General features: G+C 46.0%; 22 protein-coding genes. 1 reads left to right on the forward strand and 21 read right to left on the reverse strand.

Annotated elements, in window-relative coordinates; translation table 11 throughout:
- Nucleotide 1 precedes the first annotated feature (1 nt).
- The 21 genes from atpD to MKX80_RS20210 all read right to left on the reverse strand — a co-directional run bounded on the left by atpD (nt 2) and on the right by MKX80_RS20210 (nt 18789).
- Nucleotides 2–1423, reverse strand: a complete 1422-nt coding sequence (gene atpD, locus MKX80_RS20110) for a F0F1 ATP synthase subunit beta (protein ID WP_154998354.1) — start codon at nt 1421–1423, stop codon at nt 2–4.
- A 25-nt stretch (nt 1424–1448) separates the two neighbouring features.
- Nucleotides 1449–2303, reverse strand: a complete 855-nt coding sequence (atpG, locus tag MKX80_RS20115; protein ID WP_043925147.1) for an ATP synthase F1 subunit gamma — start codon at nt 2301–2303, stop codon at nt 1449–1451.
- Nucleotides 2304–2391: 88 nt separating this feature from the next.
- Nucleotides 2392–3900 (reverse strand): F0F1 ATP synthase subunit alpha, encoded by a 1509-nt coding sequence (gene atpA, locus MKX80_RS20120; RefSeq protein WP_154998356.1) that lies wholly within the window; start codon nt 3898–3900, stop codon nt 2392–2394.
- 7 nt (nt 3901–3907) lie between these two features.
- On the reverse strand, nt 3908–4462 hold the full coding sequence (locus MKX80_RS20125; RefSeq protein WP_152846291.1) for a F0F1 ATP synthase subunit delta: 555 nt from the start codon (nt 4460–4462) through the stop codon (nt 3908–3910).
- The gene (gene atpF / locus MKX80_RS20130; RefSeq protein WP_043925150.1) at nt 4459–4977 is read right to left on the reverse strand and encodes a F0F1 ATP synthase subunit B; all 519 of its coding nucleotides are present in this window, start codon (nt 4975–4977) and stop codon (nt 4459–4461) included. The genes MKX80_RS20125 and atpF overlap by 4 nt, the downstream gene beginning before the upstream one ends.
- A 174-nt stretch (nt 4978–5151) precedes the next feature.
- Nucleotides 5152–5364, reverse strand: a complete 213-nt coding sequence (gene atpE / locus MKX80_RS20135) for a F0F1 ATP synthase subunit C (RefSeq protein WP_003186014.1) — start codon at nt 5362–5364, stop codon at nt 5152–5154.
- A gap of 49 nt (nt 5365–5413) precedes the next feature.
- On the reverse strand, nt 5414–6145 hold the full coding sequence (atpB, locus tag MKX80_RS20140; RefSeq protein WP_076759305.1) for a F0F1 ATP synthase subunit A: 732 nt from the start codon (nt 6143–6145) through the stop codon (nt 5414–5416).
- A 7-nt stretch (nt 6146–6152) separates the two neighbouring features.
- Nucleotides 6153–6536 carry an ATP synthase subunit I gene (locus tag MKX80_RS20145; protein WP_152846752.1) on the reverse strand — a complete coding sequence of 128 codons (384 nt, stop codon included), beginning with the start codon at nt 6534–6536 and terminating at the stop codon, nt 6153–6155.
- Between the two features lie 400 nt (nt 6537–6936).
- Nucleotides 6937–7566, reverse strand: coding sequence for a uracil phosphoribosyltransferase (upp, locus tag MKX80_RS20150; RefSeq protein WP_003186017.1), 630 nt, complete (start codon nt 7564–7566; stop codon nt 6937–6939).
- Between the two features lie 127 nt (nt 7567–7693).
- The gene (gene glyA, locus MKX80_RS20155; RefSeq protein WP_154998357.1) at nt 7694–8941 is read right to left on the reverse strand and encodes a serine hydroxymethyltransferase; all 1248 of its coding nucleotides are present in this window, start codon (nt 8939–8941) and stop codon (nt 7694–7696) included.
- A 215-nt stretch (nt 8942–9156) separates the two neighbouring features.
- Entirely contained in the window at nt 9157–9699 is a 543-nt protein-coding gene (locus tag MKX80_RS20160; protein WP_154998359.1) for a TIGR01440 family protein, read from the reverse strand.
- Nucleotides 9700–9714: 15 nt separating this feature from the next.
- The gene (gene rpiB / locus MKX80_RS20165; protein ID WP_020453266.1) at nt 9715–10164 is read right to left on the reverse strand and encodes a ribose 5-phosphate isomerase B; all 450 of its coding nucleotides are present in this window, start codon (nt 10162–10164) and stop codon (nt 9715–9717) included.
- 141 nt (nt 10165–10305) lie between these two features.
- Nucleotides 10306–10761 (reverse strand): low molecular weight protein arginine phosphatase, encoded by a 456-nt coding sequence (locus MKX80_RS20170; RefSeq protein WP_154998361.1) that lies wholly within the window; start codon nt 10759–10761, stop codon nt 10306–10308.
- Nucleotides 10762–10910: 149 nt separating this feature from the next.
- The gene (locus tag MKX80_RS20175) at nt 10911–11471 is read right to left on the reverse strand and encodes a manganese efflux pump (RefSeq protein WP_023857078.1); all 561 of its coding nucleotides are present in this window, start codon (nt 11469–11471) and stop codon (nt 10911–10913) included.
- A gap of 74 nt (nt 11472–11545) precedes the next feature.
- On the reverse strand, nt 11546–12589 hold the full coding sequence (locus tag MKX80_RS20180; protein WP_182069921.1) for an L-threonylcarbamoyladenylate synthase: 1044 nt from the start codon (nt 12587–12589) through the stop codon (nt 11546–11548).
- 157 nt (nt 12590–12746) lie between these two features.
- Nucleotides 12747–13190: a hypothetical protein gene (locus tag MKX80_RS20185; protein ID WP_154998365.1), complete on the reverse strand. Its 444-nt coding sequence runs from the start codon at nt 13188–13190 to the stop codon at nt 12747–12749.
- A gap of 342 nt (nt 13191–13532) precedes the next feature.
- The gene (gene spoIIR, locus MKX80_RS20190) at nt 13533–14201 is read right to left on the reverse strand and encodes a stage II sporulation protein R (RefSeq protein WP_154998473.1); all 669 of its coding nucleotides are present in this window, start codon (nt 14199–14201) and stop codon (nt 13533–13535) included.
- 120 nt (nt 14202–14321) lie between these two features.
- Complete coding sequence (locus MKX80_RS20195) at nt 14322–15506, reverse strand: MFS transporter (RefSeq protein WP_234112373.1); 1185 nt, start codon at nt 15504–15506, stop codon at nt 14322–14324.
- A gap of 74 nt (nt 15507–15580) precedes the next feature.
- Nucleotides 15581–16627 (reverse strand): Gfo/Idh/MocA family oxidoreductase, encoded by a 1047-nt coding sequence (locus MKX80_RS20200; RefSeq protein ID WP_154998371.1) that lies wholly within the window; start codon nt 16625–16627, stop codon nt 15581–15583.
- A gap of 13 nt (nt 16628–16640) precedes the next feature.
- Nucleotides 16641–17489 (reverse strand): HAD-IIB family hydrolase, encoded by an 849-nt coding sequence (locus MKX80_RS20205; RefSeq protein ID WP_154998373.1) that lies wholly within the window; start codon nt 17487–17489, stop codon nt 16641–16643.
- Nucleotides 17476–18789 (reverse strand): DegT/DnrJ/EryC1/StrS family aminotransferase, encoded by a 1314-nt coding sequence (locus MKX80_RS20210; protein WP_182069917.1) that lies wholly within the window; start codon nt 18787–18789, stop codon nt 17476–17478. Before MKX80_RS20210 ends, MKX80_RS20205 begins: the two co-directional genes overlap by 14 nt.
- A gap of 106 nt (nt 18790–18895) precedes the next feature.
- Between MKX80_RS20210 and MKX80_RS20215 the strand changes: the two genes are divergently transcribed.
- Nucleotides 18896–19885 carry a LacI family DNA-binding transcriptional regulator gene (locus MKX80_RS20215; RefSeq protein WP_154998377.1) on the forward strand — a complete coding sequence of 330 codons (990 nt, stop codon included), beginning with the start codon at nt 18896–18898 and terminating at the stop codon, nt 19883–19885.
- Nucleotides 19886–20004: the final 119 nt, after the last annotated feature.

Consider the following 20004-nt stretch of genomic DNA (forward strand, 5'->3'; position numbering starts at 1 on the left):
ATTATACTTCTACACCCATTTCTTTCGCTTTTTCGACAACTTCTTCGATTCGGCCGACAAGACGGAAAGCGTCCTCTGGAAGGTGATCATACTTACCTTCAAGGATTTCTTTAAAGCCTTTTACCGTTTCTTTGACAGGAACGTAAGAACCTTTTTGTCCTGTAAACTGTTCAGCTACGTGGAAGTTTTGCGATAGGAAGAACTGTACGCGGCGCGCACGGCTGACGACAAGCTTATCATCGTCAGAAAGCTCATCCATACCGAGAATCGCAATGATATCCTGAAGCTCTTTATAGCGCTGCAGGATTTGCTGTACTTGGCGGGCCACTTGATAGTGCTCTTCTCCGACAATTTCTGGCGCAAGTGCACGAGAAGTTGAAGCCAGAGGGTCAACCGCAGGATAAATACCCATTTCAGACAGCTTACGCTCAAGGTTTGTTGTCGCATCCAAGTGAGCGAACGTTGTTGCCGGTGCCGGGTCAGTATAGTCATCGGCAGGAACGTAGATCGCCTGAATCGATGTAACAGAACCGACATTTGTAGAAGTGATCCGTTCCTGAAGCTGACCCATTTCAGTTGCAAGCGTCGGCTGATAACCAACCGCTGACGGCATGCGTCCAAGAAGTGCAGATACTTCAGAACCGGCTTGAGTGAATCGGAAGATGTTATCGATAAAGAACAATACGTCCTGGCCTTCTTTATCACGGAAATGCTCTGCCATTGTAAGTCCTGTCAAGGCAACGCGCATCCGCGCACCAGGCGGCTCGTTCATCTGACCGAAGACCATTGCCGTTTTGCCGATAACGCCGGAATCTTTCATTTCATAGTAAAGGTCGTTTCCTTCACGCGTACGCTCGCCGACACCTGCGAATACAGAGATACCGCCGTGCTCTTGAGCGATGTTGTTGATTAGCTCCTGAATCAGGACGGTTTTTCCAACTCCCGCTCCTCCGAAAAGGCCGATCTTTCCACCTTTGATATATGGAGCGAGCAAGTCGACGACTTTAATACCTGTCTCTAAGATTTCAACCTCTGTTGATAGCTGATCAAATTTTGGAGCTTCTCTGTGAATCGGATCTTTGGTAGCATCAGCCGGAAGCGGCTCATCCAAATCGATGTTTTCCCCGAGTACATTAAATACGCGTCCGAGTGTCACGTTTCCGACCGGAACGGAGATCGGCTCTCCCAGGTCGATGGCTTCCATTCCGCGCGTAACACCGTCAGTTGAAGCCATTGCAATCGTACGAACTGAATCATCACCCAAGTGAAGCGCTACTTCAAGGGTAAGTTCGATATCTACTTCATTCTCGTTCTGCGCTTTATGTGTAACTTTAATCGCATTATATATTTCAGGCAAGTGACCGTCTTCAAAACGAACGTCAACGACCGGTCCCAATACCTGGCTAACGCGTCCTTTTTTCATCTCTATCCCTCCTGACAAGCTTTTTCTATTCTAAGGCAGCTGCACCGCCGACAATTTCCGTAATCTCCTGCGTAATCGCCGCCTGACGAGCACGGTTGTAAGACAGCTCGAGGTCAGCGATAAGCTCTTTCGCATTGTCCGTTGCGTTTTTCATCGCTGTCATCCGCGCAGCATGTTCACTCGCTTTACTGTCCAGAATCGCGCCGAAAATCAAGCTCTCAGCGTACTGTGGCAGAAGCACTTCCAAAATTTCTTCTTCGTCCGGTTCAAATTCATAGGAAGTTCTTTTTTTGTTTGGCGCTATATCTGATAAGGGCAGCAGCTTTTTCTCCGTCACCTCTTGAGAAATCGCGCTGACAAAGTGGTTGTAGAACAAGTAAAGTTCATCAAAGGTCTCATCGATAAACATTTGTATCGTACTGTTCGCCAAATCCTTGATTTCCGGAAAGGACACTTCATCCCTGATTCCGGTCATTTCGGAAATGACCGGGATGCCGCGTTTTTTGAAAAACTCGCGCCCCATTTTCCCGATCGCGATGACCGCATATTCGTCTGTTGACTGATGGCGCTCCTGGATTTTCTGGTACGCTTTGCGGAGAACGTTTGCGTTAAAAGCGCCGGCAAGCCCGCGGTCAGACGTGATGACCAGATAGCCGGTCCGCTTTACGGGACGGCTCGACATCATCGGGTGCGTTCCCGTGTATCCAAGCGCAATATCAGCAACGACTTCCTGCATTTTCTCCATGTATGGAACGAACGATTTCGCCTTACTCTCAGCGCGGTTCAGCTTTGAGGCAGAAACCATTTGCTGAGCTTTGGTGATTTGACTCGTCTTTTTATTTGAAGTAATTCTGGATTTAATATCCCGTAATGAGGCCAAAAGGTTTCACCACCTTTTTGTTTTCAAATTCACTTCGAATTTACGTGAAAAAGAGAGAAAAAGAAGATCTTTTTCTCACTTCAAATGTTTAGTTGCTAGGTGCAAACGTACGTTTAAAGCCTTCGATCGCAGCCTTCATGTCTTCGTCGTCAGGAAGGTTTCCTGTCTGAGCAATTGAATCGAGGAGATCTTTATGGTTTTGATCAAGATACATAAAGAACTCTTCTTCAAAGCGTCTGATGTCCTCTACAGGCACATCATCGAGGAATCCGCGAGTCAGGGCATAAAGAATGGCAACCTGCTTTTCGACGCGGAGCGGCTGGTGCAGATCCTGCTTCAGAACTTCAACTGTACGGGCTCCGCGATTCAGCTTAGCCTGTGTCGCTTTATCAAGGTCAGATCCGAACTGTGCGAATGACTCAAGCTCACGGTAAGATGCCAAGTCAAGACGAAGCGTACCGGCTACTTTTTTCATCGCTTTGATTTGCGCAGATCCGCCGACACGGGATACCGATAATCCAGGGTTGACGGCAGGACGCACGCCTGAGAAGAACAAATCAGACTGCAGGAAGATCTGTCCGTCAGTGATTGAGATAACGTTTGTCGGAATGTAAGCTGAAATGTCGCCAGCCTGCGTTTCAACGAACGGCAATGCTGTTAAAGATCCTCCGCCTTTTGCGTCGCTCAGTTTTGCAGCGCGCTCAAGCAAGCGGGAGTGCAGGTAGAATACATCCCCTGGGAATGCTTCACGGCCTGGAGGACGGCGCAGCAGCAAGGAAAGTTCACGATAAGCCGTCGCCTGTTTTGAAAGGTCATCATACACAACCAGCACGTGTTTTCCGTTGTACATGAATTCTTCACCCATCGTAACACCCGCATACGGCGCAAGATACAAGAGCGGTGCAGGCTGGGAAGCGGAAGCTGTGACAACGATGGTATAGTCAAGCGCGCCTTTTTTGCGCAGCGTTTCAACGACACCGCGAACAGTCGATTCTTTCTGACCGATCGCAACATAGATACAAATCATGTCCTGATCTCTTTGGTTCAGGATCGTATCAATCGCAATCGATGTTTTTCCCGTCTGACGGTCACCGATGATCAGCTCACGCTGGCCGCGGCCGATTGGAATCAGCGCATCGATCGGTTTAATTCCCGTTTGAAGCGGTTCATGAACGGATTTACGATCCATAACACCAGGTGCCGGGCTTTCGATCGGACGGGTTTTGCTTGTGAGAACCGGGCCCATTCCATCTACAGGTTGACCTAGCGGATTGACAACGCGGCCGAGCAGCTCTTCACCGACAGGAACTTCCATGATCCGGCCGGTTCTTTTGACTTCGTCACCTTCACGGATGTCTTTGTAAGGTCCCAAAATAACGATACCTACGTTTGATTCTTCAAGGTTCTGAGCTAAGCCCAGCACACCGTTTGAAAATTCGACAAGCTCACCTGCCATACAGTTATCAAGGCCGTGCACGCGTGCGATACCGTCACCGACCTGAATTACCGTACCTACGTCGTGAACTTCTATTTCAGACTGATAATTTTCAATTTGCTGTTTAATAAGAGTGCTAATTTCTTCAGCTTTGATGCTCACTTAGGTTTCACCCCTTCTTTCGATTTTCGCCTGCTAATTGACGTTCTATCCGGTCAAGCTTTCCTCTTACACTGCCGTCATAAATACGGTTTCCGATGCGGATTTTCACACCGCCGATCAGATCCGGATTCACTTCGTTTCTAACGCGCAGTGAAGCGGCGCCTGCTTCTTTTGCAAACACTTGAGAAAAAGAGGAAATTTCCTCTTCGCTGAGCGGTTTTACAGAGTATACGATCGCATCTTCCGTCCCGCGGTACCTGTTCGCCATTTTGACATATTCGTCCGCGAGATCCGGGACGATTGACGTGCGGCTGCGGTCAACGAGAAGATAAAGCGTATGTAAGACTGCAGTCGAAACGGATCCGAACGAGTCTTTTAAAATCTGCTTTTTCTTTTCAGCGGGCACTTTAGGATGACTCAGAACGGCATTGAGGTCTTTATGATCAATAAATATCTTCTTAACGACGGTCAGCTCTTCTTCTATTTCATTGACCTGCTTGGATTCAAGGGCAATGTCAAACAGAGCGGCTGCGTAGCGTTTGGAGACAGCTGATTGGCTCATCGGCTTTCTCCTACTTCTTTAAGATAGTCTTGGATCAATTTTTCCTGGGCTTGTTCGTCCAGCTCTTTTTCGATCACTTTAGAAGCGATCATCACAGACAATGATGCAACCTGCTCGCGCAGCGCGCTGACAGCCTGGTCTCTTTCTTTGACGATCTCGCTTCTGGCTGATTCTTTCATGCGTTCTGCTTCCTGGCGCGCAGCCTTGATGATTTCATCCTTTTGCTGTTCACCCAGTTTTTTCGCGTTTTCAATCAGAGACTGGGATTCTTCGCGTGCTTCTTTCAAAAGCGCCTGCTGCTCTTCAATGAGTTTCTTCGCTTCTTCATTCTTTTTCTCGGCAGAGGAGATCTCTCCGGTAATGTAGTCTTCACGCTCTTTCATTATATTTAATAGCGGCCCTAAAGCGTATTTCTTCAAGAGCGCTAACAAAATCAGCATGGCAACAAGCTGGAACAGCATTGTTCCGGCGTTAAACCCTACTCCAGCACCCATAACCTGTGGTAAAAAAGACATCGAATACGGCAACTCCCTTCTTGCAGATTATCTCTCCGAGGCCATCGAAAAATGTTCTCCCTCTTTTTTCAGGAGGATGTTTCTTCCGGCCGTTATGACAGTTCAAGCAACCATAAAGCAATGGCGAAGGCCTCTTGCAGTGATCTTCGCCATTTACCAGTTTAATATTCGCTTTTAGCTGAAGAACGCTAAGAACGCAATTACAACAGCGATAATCGGAAGGGCCTCAACCAACGCAACCCCGATGAACATAAGGGTTCTCAATTCTTTTCCAGCCTCAGGCTGACGAGCGATTCCTTCTACTGTACGTGATACGATAAGTCCGTTACCAATACCTGCACCAAGTGCACCTAATCCAATTGCGATTGCAGCTGCTATTAAACTCATGAAAAAGTTCCTCCTTTAAATTGTTATCCTTATCGGATATGTCTTATTTTTAGTGTTCATGACTTACTTTGTGAGACATGTAAACCATTGTTAACATCGTGAAAATGAATGCCTGGATTGTACCTATGAACAAGCTGAATGCCTGCCATGCAAGCATCGGCACAACCGCACCAATCGTTCCAACCAGCCCCAGGAAAATGCTTTGAGAATAGAAGTTGGTTGCCAGTCCGGCAAGAAGGCCGAGCAGAATTTCGCCGGCGAAAATATTACCGTAAAGTCGCAATCCCAATGTTAATGTATTCGCAAATTCTTCAATGATTTTCAGCGGCACCAAATATGGAATCGGTCTGAAAAATTCTTTGGTATACTCCCCCACCCCTTTTCTTTTTACTCCGTAATAATGAGTAAGCCCCATAACCATTACGGCGAGGGTTAAAGTAACGGCCGGATCGGCTGTCGGGGATTTCCACCATAATTCATGGCCTACTGTAATGGAAAACGGAAGGCCGAGCATGTTGGCAACAAATATGTACATCAGCAGGGTTACGCCAAGAGCGAGAAAGTCTCTGCCGACTTTAAGATCCATTGTGCTGCCGATAATATTGCGAACAAAGTCGACAATCCACTCCATAAAGTTCTGGGCTTTCGTCGGCCGGATCGCGAGTGTTCTTGTGGTCAGCACCGCTATCAGAAAGACGATGATGCTTGTCACAGTAATCATTAAGATACTTGATACATCAAAGTTAAGGCCTAAAAAGTTAACAACTCTTGATTCGTGCAAAGGGTTTTCACCTCTCTTCCATTGATGAACGTTTTAGCTGGATAAAGGAATCTATCATAATGACAGGATAAATTGTCATCAACCCCACAATGACGCCTGCCAAATGAATATATTCAGGGTATTTATAAGCAATGGCCGCCGCGATAATGGCGTTGCACAATCTGGAAGCAGTCCCGAGAGAACGGATCATTTTGCCTTTTGCCACTGCTTTATCGAAGGCCTGCATCCTTTTGGTCAGCAGCCAGAGATTGAAATAGCTGAAAACAGTGCCTGTAATCAGGCCTAAAAAAATTGCCTGATATGGCAGAAATCCATAGCCTAACACGCAGACTGCTAAAATATATAGGACATATTTTTGTTGCCTACGGAATGAAAGACTCGCATCGGTCATCAAATACGCTCCTGATGTGAAAATTTTAAATCTATCTTACGATTACGGTAAACTAGGCGGTCTGACCATTTTACAGAACGTAGTGTTCTGCTCAAGACTTCACACAGTCCGAAATTTCACGGGCCGGTGATCTGTCTGTCGCCTGCAAATATGGGGTTTTCAAAGGATTTTAACAGAGGACTGGTCATTATGATAACCGCTATGAAAACCTTATCATAATAGCCTATTTTAGCATACAATAGCCCCCCTGAGGTGTCAATCTGTTTAAAGTTAAAAAACTATTCATATTCACAGCAGCTCTCACAAAATGTTCACAAATTCGCCTCATTTAAGACGCACACATGTTTAATTATGGTATAAAACACAAAAAAAGAAAACCCTTTTTCAGGATTTTCTTACATTATTTCGTTCCGAACATGCGGTCCCCAGCGTCGCCCAATCCGGGAACGATATATCCTTTTTCATTTAGTTTTTCATCCAGAGCGGCAATGTAAATGTCAACATCAGGATGATGCTTCTGCACTTCGTCCACACCTTCCGGAGCAGCGATCAGACACATAAAACGGATATTTTTTGCCCCGCGTTTCTTCAAGCTGTTCAGCGCCTCTACCGCCGAACCTCCGGTTGCCAGCATCGGATCGACGACGATGAATTCGCGTTCTTCAACATCGGATGGAAGCTTGACATAATACTCAACAGGCTTCAATGTTTCAGGATCACGGTAAAGCCCGACATGTCCGACTTTTGCAGCAGGAATCAACTTCAAAATTCCGTCTACCATTCCAAGCCCTGCTCTCAGAATCGGAACAACCCCGAGTTTTTTTCCGGCGATGACGTTTGACTTTGCCATTTGCACAGGAGTTTCTACATTCACTTCCTCCAGCGGCAGGTCTCGCGTAATCTCAAATGCCATCAGCGTTGCAACCTCATCAACAAGCTCTCTGAATTCTTTCGTTCCGGTCTTTACGTCCCGGATGTATGTAAGCTTATGCTGTATAAGAGGGTGATCAAACACATATACCTTTCCCATATCCGTTTTCAGCTCCTTTTTTTCACACACTTCTATTGATTCTACATAAAAAAACAGCTTGTTTCAACAAAAATCAGGAGACAATTTTATGAAAAAAACCGCCCCTTTTCGGAGCGGCACAAATATCTTAGTAATCAAGCCCGGTATACAACGGGAATCTGTTTGTCAGCGCTTCTACACGCTGTTTTGCTTCTTCAAGCTTCGCTTCGTCTTCATGGTTTTTAAGAGCGAGCGCGATGATCGCTCCCACTTCTTCGATCGCTTCCAGATCAAAGCCGCGGCTTGTCACGGCTGCTGTGCCGACGCGGATTCCGCTCGTTACGAAAGGTTTTTCAGGATCATAAGGAATCGCGTTTTTGTTGACGGTAATGCCGACTTCATCAAGTACATTTTCAGCCACTTTTCCGGTTATGCCGAGAGAGCGCAGGTCGACCAGCACAAGATGGTTATCCGTTCCGCCGGATACGAGCTCGATACCCTCTTTTTTCAATGTTTCAGCCAAGCGCTTCGCATTGTTAATGACATTTTGGGCATATGTTTTGAATTCGTCTTTTAAAGCTTCGCCAAAGGAAACAGCCTTTGCAGCGATCACGTGCATTAACGGTCCGCCTTGAATTCCAGGGAAGATCGACTTGTCGATTTGTTTCGCAAACTCTTCACGGCAAAGAATCATGCCGCCGCGCGGTCCGCGAAGCGTTTTATGAGTTGTCGTCGTCACAAAGTCAGAGTAAGGAACAGGATTCGGGTGAAGACCTGCTGCTACAAGTCCGGCGATATGCGCCATGTCTACCATCACATAGGCTCCGACTTCATCAGCGATTTCGCGGAACTTTTTAAAATCGATGGTGCGCGGATATGCGCTTGCTCCGGCCACAATCAGCTTAGGCTTATGTTTGAGCGCTTTTTCACGGACATCTTCGTAATCAATATACTGCGTCTCTTTATCAACGCCGTATTCCACGAAGTTGTACTGAACACCGCTGAAGTTGACAGGGCTGCCGTGCGTTAAATGTCCGCCGTGAGCGAGGTTCATTCCCAATACGGTGTCACCGTGCTCCAAAATCGTGAAGTATACCGCCATGTTCGCTTGTGCACCGGAATGCGGCTGAACGTTGACGTGCTCGGCGCCGAAGATCTGCTTGGCGCGGTCGCGCGCGATATCCTCTGCCACGTCTACATGCTCACATCCGCCATAGTAGCGTTTTCCAGGATATCCTTCCGCATATTTATTTGTTAAAACCGAGCCTTGAGCTTCCATAACCGCTTCACTTACAAAGTTTTCAGAAGCGATCAGCTCAATCTTCGACTGTTGACGTTTCCGCTCATCTTGAATGGCGCTAAAAACTTGTTCATCTTGCGCAGGTAAATGTTTCATCAGCGAGATCCTCTCCTATCTGTTTCCATTTCGTTAATTATACCATCTCATTGTACACGGTTTTTCATGCAAATGTAAGAGATTATTTTTAAAAATCGTTTTTTATTATTGGAAAAACCGAATATTAAACGAATAGACAAATCATATAGTTCGACATATCATTTGTTTAAAAATTATTCTGATAAAGAAAAAAGCCTGTCCGGCTCTTCCTTCCGCTACTCCGCTTCATACACGGCGCGGACGCCTCCAATCAGCTTCGGCCTTGTCCGCGCAAGCGTCACGTGCGCTTCGCCCAGCTGTTTTTGAGAGACGCGGACAGGAACCGCCACAGGCTTTAAATGCATCCCTATAAACGTGTCGCCGATGTCGATCCCCGCATCAGCCTCTATTTGTTCAACAAGAACAGGAGCCTTCATATGTTTATAGGCATATGAAGCCATCGAACCCCCCGCTTTCGGAACAGGAACAGCGAAAACAACGGGAAGACGGTATGCTTTCGCCGTTTCTTCCTCGACGACCAACGCCCTGTTTAAATGTTCGCAGCATTGAAAAGCGAGAGCAATTCCTGTTTTGTTCCGGAGCTCTTCAAGACCTTTGTAGACCGCTTCAGCGATTTGCCCGCTTCCCGAAGTGCCGATGCGCCTTCCGGCCACCTCGCTTGTGCTGCAGCCGATGACGACGATCTGGCCGTCGCGCAAATTCGCCTGCTGATGAAATTCATCTAATATAGAACGCCATGTCTGTTCGAGATTTTTCATGATTGACGACACCCTTTATTCATGCTTGTCTTCATAATCGGCGATTTTTCCGATGCGGACGGCGTGCCGCCCGGCTGAAAACTCAGTCGTAAGCCAAACCTTTGCAATCTCTCTCGCTAAACCAGGGCCGATCACCCGTTCACCCATCGCAAGAACATTCGTGTCATTGTGCTCTCTTGTCATTTTCGCGCTGAAAACGTCGTGGACAAGGGCGCAGCGGATGCCTTTTACTTTATTGGCGGAAATGCTCATGCCGATTCCTGTTCCGCATATTAAAATGCCTCTGTCGGCTTCCCCGTCCGCCACTTTTTGCGCGACCGGAAACGCATAATCCGGGTAGTCCACAGATCCTGAACCGCATTCGCAGCCGTAATCTTCGTATTCGATGTTCAATTCATCCATCAATGCCATAATTTCTTTTCTGATATTGATTCCGCCGTGATCTGATGCAATGATTACTTTCATTGGAATGACTCCTCCTCGTTTGATGTGCCGCCAAAAGTCTCGCGGAGACCGTTAAGCAGTATACAGCCGATATATATTTCTGATTGATCATGTCTATTGTACCCGCTGCCGCTTGATTTGCAAACGCTCCTTAGCCCGCTTCTATTCCTGAGATTTCTTCGCCAGCATCTCTGCCAATTTGCTCAGCAGCTGCTCCAGCTCATCCCTCGTTTTTTGATAGTCGCTGAGGGAACCGCCGAACGGGTCAATGATGTCCCCGCTTTCCCCTTTGACATACTCTTTCAGCGTATAGATTTTATCTCGGCTCTCTGAAAATTCATGTGCTGCCAGCTGCTTGTGCTGCTCTGTCATCGTCAGTACAAGATCCGCCCATTCCACCTTCTCCTCGGAAAGCTGTGAAGATGTATGATTCAGGGCGATGTTTTTTTCAAAAAGCGCTTCGACTGCATATAAAGAAGCTTTTCCGTTTTCAGGAGCAAACAACCCGGCAGATTTGACGGAGACGTCCAGATTTTTTTCGGCAGCCGCAGATTTAAAAAGCGCTTCGGCCATCGGGCTGCGGCACGTATTTCCAGTACAGACAAATAATATGTTCAATCTTGTTCACTCCTTTGTTCATATTATAAAGGATTCAGCCGGAAAATAATAAAATCCGCTCCAGAAATCAAAAAAGAAGGGATCTCGCCCCCTCTTTTTCTAAGTTCCATTATGTTATGCAAAACAGAAAAAAGATTTTCTTCTTTCAATTAAATTGGCAGCAAAAGCTTCAGGCCGAAGCTCAGCAAGATGGCTCCTCCGAGCGCTTCACTGTAGGCGCCAAGCCATGTTTGAACCTTTTTTCCAAGCAGAAGGCCTGCCCAAGTTAACACCATGCTGAACAAACCGAACAAAAAGATCGTTAATAACGGTTTCGTCCCGTAAAGGCCGAGGCTGAGACCGACTGAAAAGCTGTCGAGACTGACACCGACGGCAAAAATGAATAAGCCGAAGCCGTGCGGAGAGATGATCTGCTCCCCGCTTTTATTAAAAGATGCGGCAATCATCTGAATGCCCAGCACCAATAAAAGTGCTCCCCCAAGATACCCCGCAAGCGCACCAAGCGCACCCGAAAGAAACTGTCCCGCAATCATTCCGCCAAGCGGCATGATGACATGGAACAATCCAATAATGACGCCGATTTGAAAGATTTGGTTCCTTTTCAGCTTGGCCATTCCCATTCCAAGACCGACTGAAAAGGCATCCATGCCGAGTGCAAAAGCCATGATCGAGAGCGTCAGGATTTCGCCTATTAACACGTCAACATTCATGCAATTCCCCCTTGGACACGCCAGCTTTTCTAGCTTATGCACGTCCAAAGGCGGATAGAACAAACCTGCTCAGGCTATGCCTCGATTACGCGGTGGCCTGCCGCTTTCAACAGCCGGTTCATAATCGCCCGGCCCACCCCTTCCTCAGGGAAAGACTCCGCAAAAATAAAACCGAGATCTTCGCCATCAAAGCTGCGGAGAGCGTCATACAACCCTGCGGCAACGGTTTCCAGCCGGTCTCTTCTGCCGCAAATGCGGACGGCATCCGCCTGATAGGCACCGGCCCGTTCCTCTGTTGTGAGGACACCGACTTTCATGCCGTCCTTCTGATATTGGTCGATCAGCCGTTGAATATCTTCAACGCCCCCGTTCACAATGGCAAGCGGGGCCTCCGGTGCATAATGCGTATATTTCATCCCGGGAGACATAGGCGCCTTTTTTTCGTCGGTGAGGCCCTGGTCAATCAAGACGGGGCCGGCCGTTTCTTCGAGCTGCTCTTTTGTGACGCCGCCCGGCCTCAAAATGACCGGGATTTCACCGGTGCATGAAACAACCGTTGATTCGACCCCTACTCCTGTAGGACCGCCGTCAACGACACCTGCAATCCGTCCGTTCAAATCGTGGACGACATGCTCGGCTTTCGTCGGACTCGGTTTCCCGGACAGATTGGCGCTCGGGGCCGCCACCGGAACGCCGGCCTGTCTAATCAGCTCAAGCGCCACAGGATGATCAGGCATTCTGACCGCGACCGTGTCGAGCCCCGCCGTCACCCTTGTGGATAACACCCCGGGCTTGCACGGCAGCACAAGGGTCAGCGGCCCGGGCCAAAAACGCTTCATCAGCATTTCGGCCTGAGGCGAATCAACCTCTGCAAATTCTGCGAGCTGTTCAATTTCAGCGATGTGGACAATGAGCGGATTGTCGCTCGGACGCCCTTTCGCTTCGTATATTTTAGCTACTGCTTCGCTGTGTTTGGCGTTTGCACCAAGTCCGTACACAGTCTCTGTCGGAAAAGCAACCGTTTCATTTTGTTGAAGCAGTCTTGCAGCTTGTGTAATTTGTGGACAGTTTGTGGACAAATCGCGTTTTACATCCACAGTCCATACTTTTGTTTTCATTAACATCAAAACTCCCTTAATAAAACACTAAAAACGTTAATAATTCATGTAAATCATGTTGAAAGTATAAAAGATGAAAGAAAAGAAAACAAGCGTTGTCCACATTTTGTGGATAACGCTTTTGAATCCGTGGATATCCCTGTGTATAAGTTAACGGCTAACTTGACGTTTTCTCCATTAAAACGGCTCCATTTACGTTCAGTGAGTCTGAAACATGCTCAGAGCCATCAAGCTCTTCAGGAATTGCCGCAGCTTGTTTAAAACCGAGCACTTCAAGGAAATCCATCGATGTTCGCTTATTGGCAATTAAATAAAGGGTTTGGATTCCCCGCTTCTCGCACAATACCTGCATGCTTTGAAACAAGGAAACGATGTGGCCTTGGCTGAGCTTGTCAGACACGACAAGCGAGCGCAGCAGCCCTTTTTTGTTTTCAAATTCCTCCATTCCGAGGCAGGCGACGATTTCATCGGGAGGGTCTTCCATCATGATAAACTGGCTCTTCGCTTCCTCAAGACCTTTATGGCTTGTCCCCGCCTTTTTTAAAAATGCTTCGATCGCATTCATGTCTTTCGTTTCCGCTAACCTCAATTGGTAGAACATCTTTTCACCCCGTTTTTTAACTTCTCTATCCAATCTATGAGGGCGACAGTAAAATATACCTTTTGATTTGGAAGAAAGCCGGCTATTCATTTTTCAATTTTGATTAGCAGGAACTAACGCTTTGAATGAGTATGCAAATAAACTCCGTACTGGTGATAAGACAGTTTCTCTTCTGCCGCGCAATGTGATTGGCGCATCAGAAAGGGGCAAAAGGTGTATATCCGAAAAGCAGTATTTCCCCCGAACCATTTTGGAAAATTATATCATATTCAAAAGCGTGAATAACCATCATGAAAAAACAAACAGTAAAAAACCGCCCTGCACGAAAGCAAGGCGGTCCCTTTAAGAAAAAAGCCCGGTAATCCATTCGACAAGAAAAAACTTCACTTCTTTGTCTTCTTTGTCTTCTTTATCTTTGCCAGATACCGCTACATCCGCCGCATCTGTTTTTTCTTCCCGGCTTTTTTCCCCGGCAGCGATTTGTTCGTCTTCAGGCGACTTTACGGCTTCCCCATTGGAAAAATCAAGAAAGCAAAGCGGCGGAAACAGGACGCACCACCAGTTGGCTCCCTCTCCCTTGCCTAATGTAATTAAAACAGCCTCATATTCTCCGGCCGGATACACCATATTGCCGTATAGCTTTGTCGGAAATGAAACTCGATCAAAACGGACAGACACGGATTGCCGGACATTTTCGCGTTTCATGACATCCTTGGCAACCTCTTTGATTTCGGGCAGCTTCGACCTGATGACTTGTCTCGCTTCCTCAACCGAGGTCAGGTTTTCCACCCATTTCGTAATTTGTTTATTGACCTCATCCCTGATTTTGCGTTTGACGCTTTGGTCGCTCCCGCTGTCGCTGTTTGCCAAAATCCGCAGCCGAATCGCTTCATCAGGAATCACGGCAGGCTTCCCGCCTGATGATTGGGCCGTCTCTTCCGTCGTGAGATTTGCTAGCGCTCCTATTAATAAAAGAAAAATATACATACAGGCAATGTTTGATTTCTTCATTTTCCCCACCGTTCCTCTCCGTTCTTCAACCTTTTCTAGCAACATTATGGTCAAAGATGGAACGGTTTAAACGGATGCTGAAAAAAATCCTACTAAGCTTGTAATCTCTTCCTAAAAGGTCTACATATCCAAATGGCTCTGCTTGTTTTTTTGCAGGCCGGATAAAAAAATCACCGCGCTGATCACCAGCAGCAAGCCCCCCAATCCACCAAACAGCAGAAACGGAAAGACAGCGGCTGCGCTTGCATCAATCGCCCAGCCGATCAAGAATGAAAGAAGCGCTCCTCCCAGACTTGCGGATGAAATGAAGAGACTGGTGATTTCCTCTGTAAAAGGCTTTCCAGCCAACGAGGCCAGAGTGACGGCGCACGGAAAAATGCCGGCTGCCGACAGCCCGATGAAAAATACGAGGAGCAGCTGTAATTGATGAACCGGAAACCACGCCAGAATCAAAAGCAAAACAGTCAAGGCTCCGGCACTGAAGATCAAAAAGGCAACGGAAGTTAAGCGTCCGCCAAAAATACTTGTCAATAAACGTCCGCACACCATTCCCGTCCAAAAAAACGTGACGCTGATGACGCTGATTTCTTCTGCTCCTTTTTCCAGCATCAGCGCCGGCAAAAAGTTTGCGAAATTGGTCTCGATACCCGCATATACAAAAGCGAATATGAGAAAGAGGAAAATGTTTTTTTCTTTCCTTCCGATTTCAAATATGGCTGACACAGTCGGTTTTTCCTGATAAGCCATTTGACCAGAAGCAGTGTCGGGGGTTTTTCTGCGCAAATAAACCACCCACATACACGCAAGCACAAAAACGAAGATAAATAAAGCATACAAGGGGAAATGCCAGGCATATCGTTCCGTAAGGATATAAATAAGAAAAGGAAACAGCAAAGCGCCTAATCCGAAAAAAACCTCTAAAATATTCATCCCTTTCGCATTTTTATCTTGTGCAATCACATACGCTCCCATCGTCGTTTCTAAAGTACCCGCGCCAAAGCCGAGCAAAAACCCCATGATGACAAAAAAGATGAACACATCAAAAAGAAAAACGCCTAAAAGCGTAACGAGAATAAGAAGAAGGCCAAACGTCAATACAGCCATATGAGAGGTGCGTCTGACAAATATCGGCGCAAGCAGGACGCCGATTAGAAAACCGGTAAATTGGAAAAAGATCAGGAAGGATAGATCATGAAGATCCCGATGATATTCTTGAATGATATACGGTGACAGGCTCCCCAGCAGGATATGGATAATCCCTACAAGAAAATAAAACGAACAGCCGAATAGAAATGTTTTTTTCATTAGACTCACTCCTTCGTTGCAGACCATAAAACCCTTGCGGCTTTTGGCACGGCCGGCAAGGGTTTTTCCCAATGCTAGTTTGCTTGTTTTGAAAGGGACAGCTGCTGACCTTTATTGAAAAATTCATTTAAATAAAACTGCGTCTTGTATCCATCTTCAAAAGTGGCAAGAGATGCGAAATTGCGATCCCGAATTCCGTTCATCCATTGGATCAGCTGAACTCTGAAGGAATCGGCCCATCCGTAAAATTCATTTTCAGGGTCTGTCAGCCACGTGTCCGGCATTGTTATCATCTGCTCCGTCAATCCCGTTCTCAGCAAAAACTGATTTTTCTGCCGTGAATGATAGTAAAATACGCCGTTTTGGCCATTGACCTCGATGCTAAAGCCGCATTCATCCGCTTTTGTGCATTTTGACGTAATCATATTGACAAACACATGATTTTCAAGCTGACCGTATACTTCAGAATGATCATCAACATATACCTGTTTTTGTTCTTTTTCTTTGACGACCGTCATCATTTTGACTTTTAAACTGTCCAGTTTAAACGGGCTGTCGAACAAATAGAGAATGAGATCGATTAAATGCACACCCAAATCTCCTAATGCCCCGCTCGTTTTGTTGCTTTTCGAATGATCGCGCCAAGTATATTTTTTTCTTCTCAAGGCGCTGTTTTTCTTAAAATGGACATTGATGGACAAAATATCTCCAAGTTCATTGCCGGATATCATATTTTTTAGGCGCTGAACAAATGTGAGATGGCGGTAATTGAAGCCCATGATCGGAATATAAGCAGATTGAGACGCCCTCTTTTTCATCTCCTCCGCTTCTTCCATTGAGACAGCCATCGGTTTTTCACACAATACATACTTACCTGCGGCCACCGCTTCAAGCGCATGTTCTTTATGGCAAAAGTTCGGCGATGAAACGATAACTGCCGTCGACTGATTCAGCAGCTCCTGCATACTGTTAAATACAGTTCCTCCGTATTCAAACGCACATTTACGCGAGGCAAGCGAGTTGATATCAAAAAACCCGGAAAGCTCGGCACCTTTGACTGTTGAAAGAGCTTTCGCATGAGCTTTTGCAATTCCTCCGGCTCCAATAATTCCGATTTTCATCTAAGGACACTCCTTATCGTTTGATATGGGCTTTTAGCACTTCTAAAATTCCAGCCGTATAGCTGCCTTCTGTCATACGGGAATGGAGCGACTTGGCTTCTGCTGTCGCATTCCCCACCAGATAACCATGTCCGGTTTTTTTAAGCATATCCACATCGTTTCCGCTGTCGCCGAAAGCAAATGAATTCTCCCTCTCTATCGCGAATTTATCCAATATAAAATCCACAATGTACGGTTTGCCTGTCCGCAAGGGGATAAAGTCCACATCATAGCTGTTTTCCGGATCGCCTGCCAAAGGGTTGCAGCGATTGATATTTACTCCTATTTCATACTCTCTTGCAAGTCGCCTGATGGCTTCAAGCGCCCTCTTATCTGTGCTCTCATCCGACGATCTATAGTAATAATTGATTTTATAGCGGGAAAAACCATGCTGAGTCTGAGGCACAAGCGCAATCTCATATTTTTCAGAGAGAGTCTGCTTGATTTCTTCGACCAGATCATGGGAGAAATTTGATTCTTGCAATCGGGCTTCCCAATCTTTATCAGAGACTTGGCCTTCTCCAGAGAAATAAGTGATGTCAGTGCCAAGATCACTGGCGACAAAATGCGGAAGATATCGAAAGCCTCCCCGCTTCATTTTTGCAAGAACGGATGACAGGCTGCTCCCGGTCACCCAGCCGAGCAAAATCTTGTGATCAAGATGGTGCGAATGAATAAATGTTTCAAGGTCCATGAGCGCTTTTCTCGATTCATCGGTGATGCTGTGGGCGAAATATGTCTCATCAAAATCGCAAAATACGGCGTACTTCGGCTTGTTTACATGCTGCAAAGTGTGAAAAGAAAGTGTTTCATGATACGACATCAATTAAAGCCTCCATTACTTTGTCTTGTTCTTCCACGGTGAGTCCCGGATAGAGAGGAAGTTGAAGCATTTGTTTATGCACTGATTCAGTGACCGGCAGAGATGTGTGCTGATAATTGGCTTTTACAAGCGGTGTGTTTTGATGATGGGATAAAACCGGGTAGTATATATCTGTTTGGACATTGTGAAATTTAAGCATCATGTCTTTGACTTGGTCTCGGTTTCCGTTTAATATTTTAATTGTAAACAAATGCCACACATGATCATCGGTCATTTGAGGCAATTTGATCAGACCTCTGTCTTCATACTGCTGCAAATGCGCAATATAACGATCTGCTAAATATAAGCGCTTCAGATTATTTAATGAAAGATATTTCATCCTTGCCAGTCCAATAGCGGCTTGCAGATTATCAATCTTAGCGTTAAAGCCGTAATCAGCCGCCTTTTTATTTTTTTGATTCAGTTCAAAGCCGTGATACATATATTCCATGCATGCGGATGCAAATGATGGATCATCCGTCACAATTGCGCCGGCTTTTCCGCAAGTGCCGAGATTTTTATACGGATTGAAGCTTAATATGGAGCAAAGGCTGTTTTTTCCCAGATCGGAAACGCCGATCGACTGGCAGGCGTCTTCAATAATCGGGATGCCGTATTTATCAGCGATTTTTGCTATGGCTTCCATGTCAGGCAGCTTTCCATAAAGGTGTACAGGCAAAATACATTTCGTTTTCAAAGTGACGCATGCTTCAATTTCAGAAGGATCCATGCAAAATGTAACAGGGTCAATATCGCAGAAAACCGGAGTGCCTCCAGCTGCAAGCACGGCGTTTTCCGTTGCAGCAAAGCTGTTTGCAGGCATAATGACTTCATCACCTTGTCCAACACCTGCAGCCTTTAGTGCGACAATCATGGCATCGGTTCCGCTGGAGGAAGCCATGACATGATTTTTTCTCAAAAGAGCGGCTATTTCAGCTTCAAATACGCCAACATAAGAACCACTTGTAAATTGCCCGGTCGGTAGCACGTCTTTCACCGCATGAATCACATCTTCTACTTCTTCATCTGTGATCAGTCGATGAAGCGGCATAAAATCAACTCTGGAGGGCAGGGAATCCATTCTGTTCAACAAATTGGCGCTCATGTTGAATTGGTCCTGCTGCAAAATCTCTTTTAATTTTTGATTTGCCAGTGTGTCGTCTATACGGCATTCACCAGCGAGCTTCCCTTCCTTCAAATCATTCAGAAGGACAAATAGCTGTTTGCTTGTGCAAGTCATGTTTTCACTTGCGGTTTTCATCAATTCCACCTCATTTTTATTATTTTGGGAAACTGTCATATTTCATGACATATGTTAAATGATGGAATCGATACCATAACAACTCTTTTTTTCAGGAAGTGACTTTATGCCTACGATTGACGAAATTGCAAAATTAAGTAATGTGTCAAAAACAACTGTTTCAAGAGTACTGAACGATCATCCCTATGTATCTGAAGAAAAAAGGAAGCGGGTTTTGGAAGTCATCGAAAAATTGGACTACATCCCGAACACGTCTGCACGAAAGCTCAGATCTAACAAAACGATGTTTCTCGCAGTGTCTGTCCCTCACGCGGACCACCCATTCTTCGCGCAGCTCATGAAGCATATGTCCGCTGAAGCGCTGAAACACCAATATAAAGTCATTGTGTTTCAGACGTTTTATCAAAAGCAGAATGAACTGAAAGTACTGGAGCTGCTCAAGAGGAAAGAAGTCGACGGCGTTATGTTATGCAGCCTTGAAAATGAATGGGAAGACATCAAAAAATACGTCAAATACGGTCCCGTGGTCTTGGCAAATGAATTCCACGCCGAAGCGGACGTGCCGGTGATCTGCTATGACGAATTCGAAGCCGGATATAAAGGAACGGAGCTTTTTATTCAAAAAGGGCATCATTTAATGGCCTTTTGCTGTGACACGATACATAGCAAGGCCCAGATTATGAGAAAAGAAGGGTTTATGAAAGCATTGTCTGATGCAGGTTTACGTTTCCAGGAGAAGTGGATGTTCAGCCACGCATTTACAATTCATGACGGCTTCCGCATTATGGACCAAATCCACAACATGTCCGAAAAGCCGACCGCCATTTTTACGGGAAACGACCAAGTGGCCGCAGGAATTATTAAAAGGGCCCGATATTATCAATATGAAGTGCCAAAGCAGCTTGCAGTGCTTGGATATGACAATCAATCGATCTGTGAGGTGACCGATCCGGAAATCACGACAATCGATATTCCTGTTGAAGAGCTGGCTCAAAAAGCCGTATGTGCAATGGTAAACCTTCTAAATGGGGAAAGCGGCTTACAGAGGGATGTCGTGACACTGTCCCCTACATTAAAAATTAGACAATCCGTTTAGGATATATATTAATCTTGAACTATTTTTTATTTTATTCAGATAAAAATTTTGTTAAAAAACAGTAAAGCAAGCCGCCTGAACGATCAAGGCTGCGGTTCCTATTTTCAAAACAAAAAGAC

Source organism: Bacillus sp. FSL K6-0972 (assembly GCF_037976035.1).
GTDB lineage: Bacteria > Bacillota > Bacilli > Bacillales > Bacillaceae > Bacillus > Bacillus haynesii.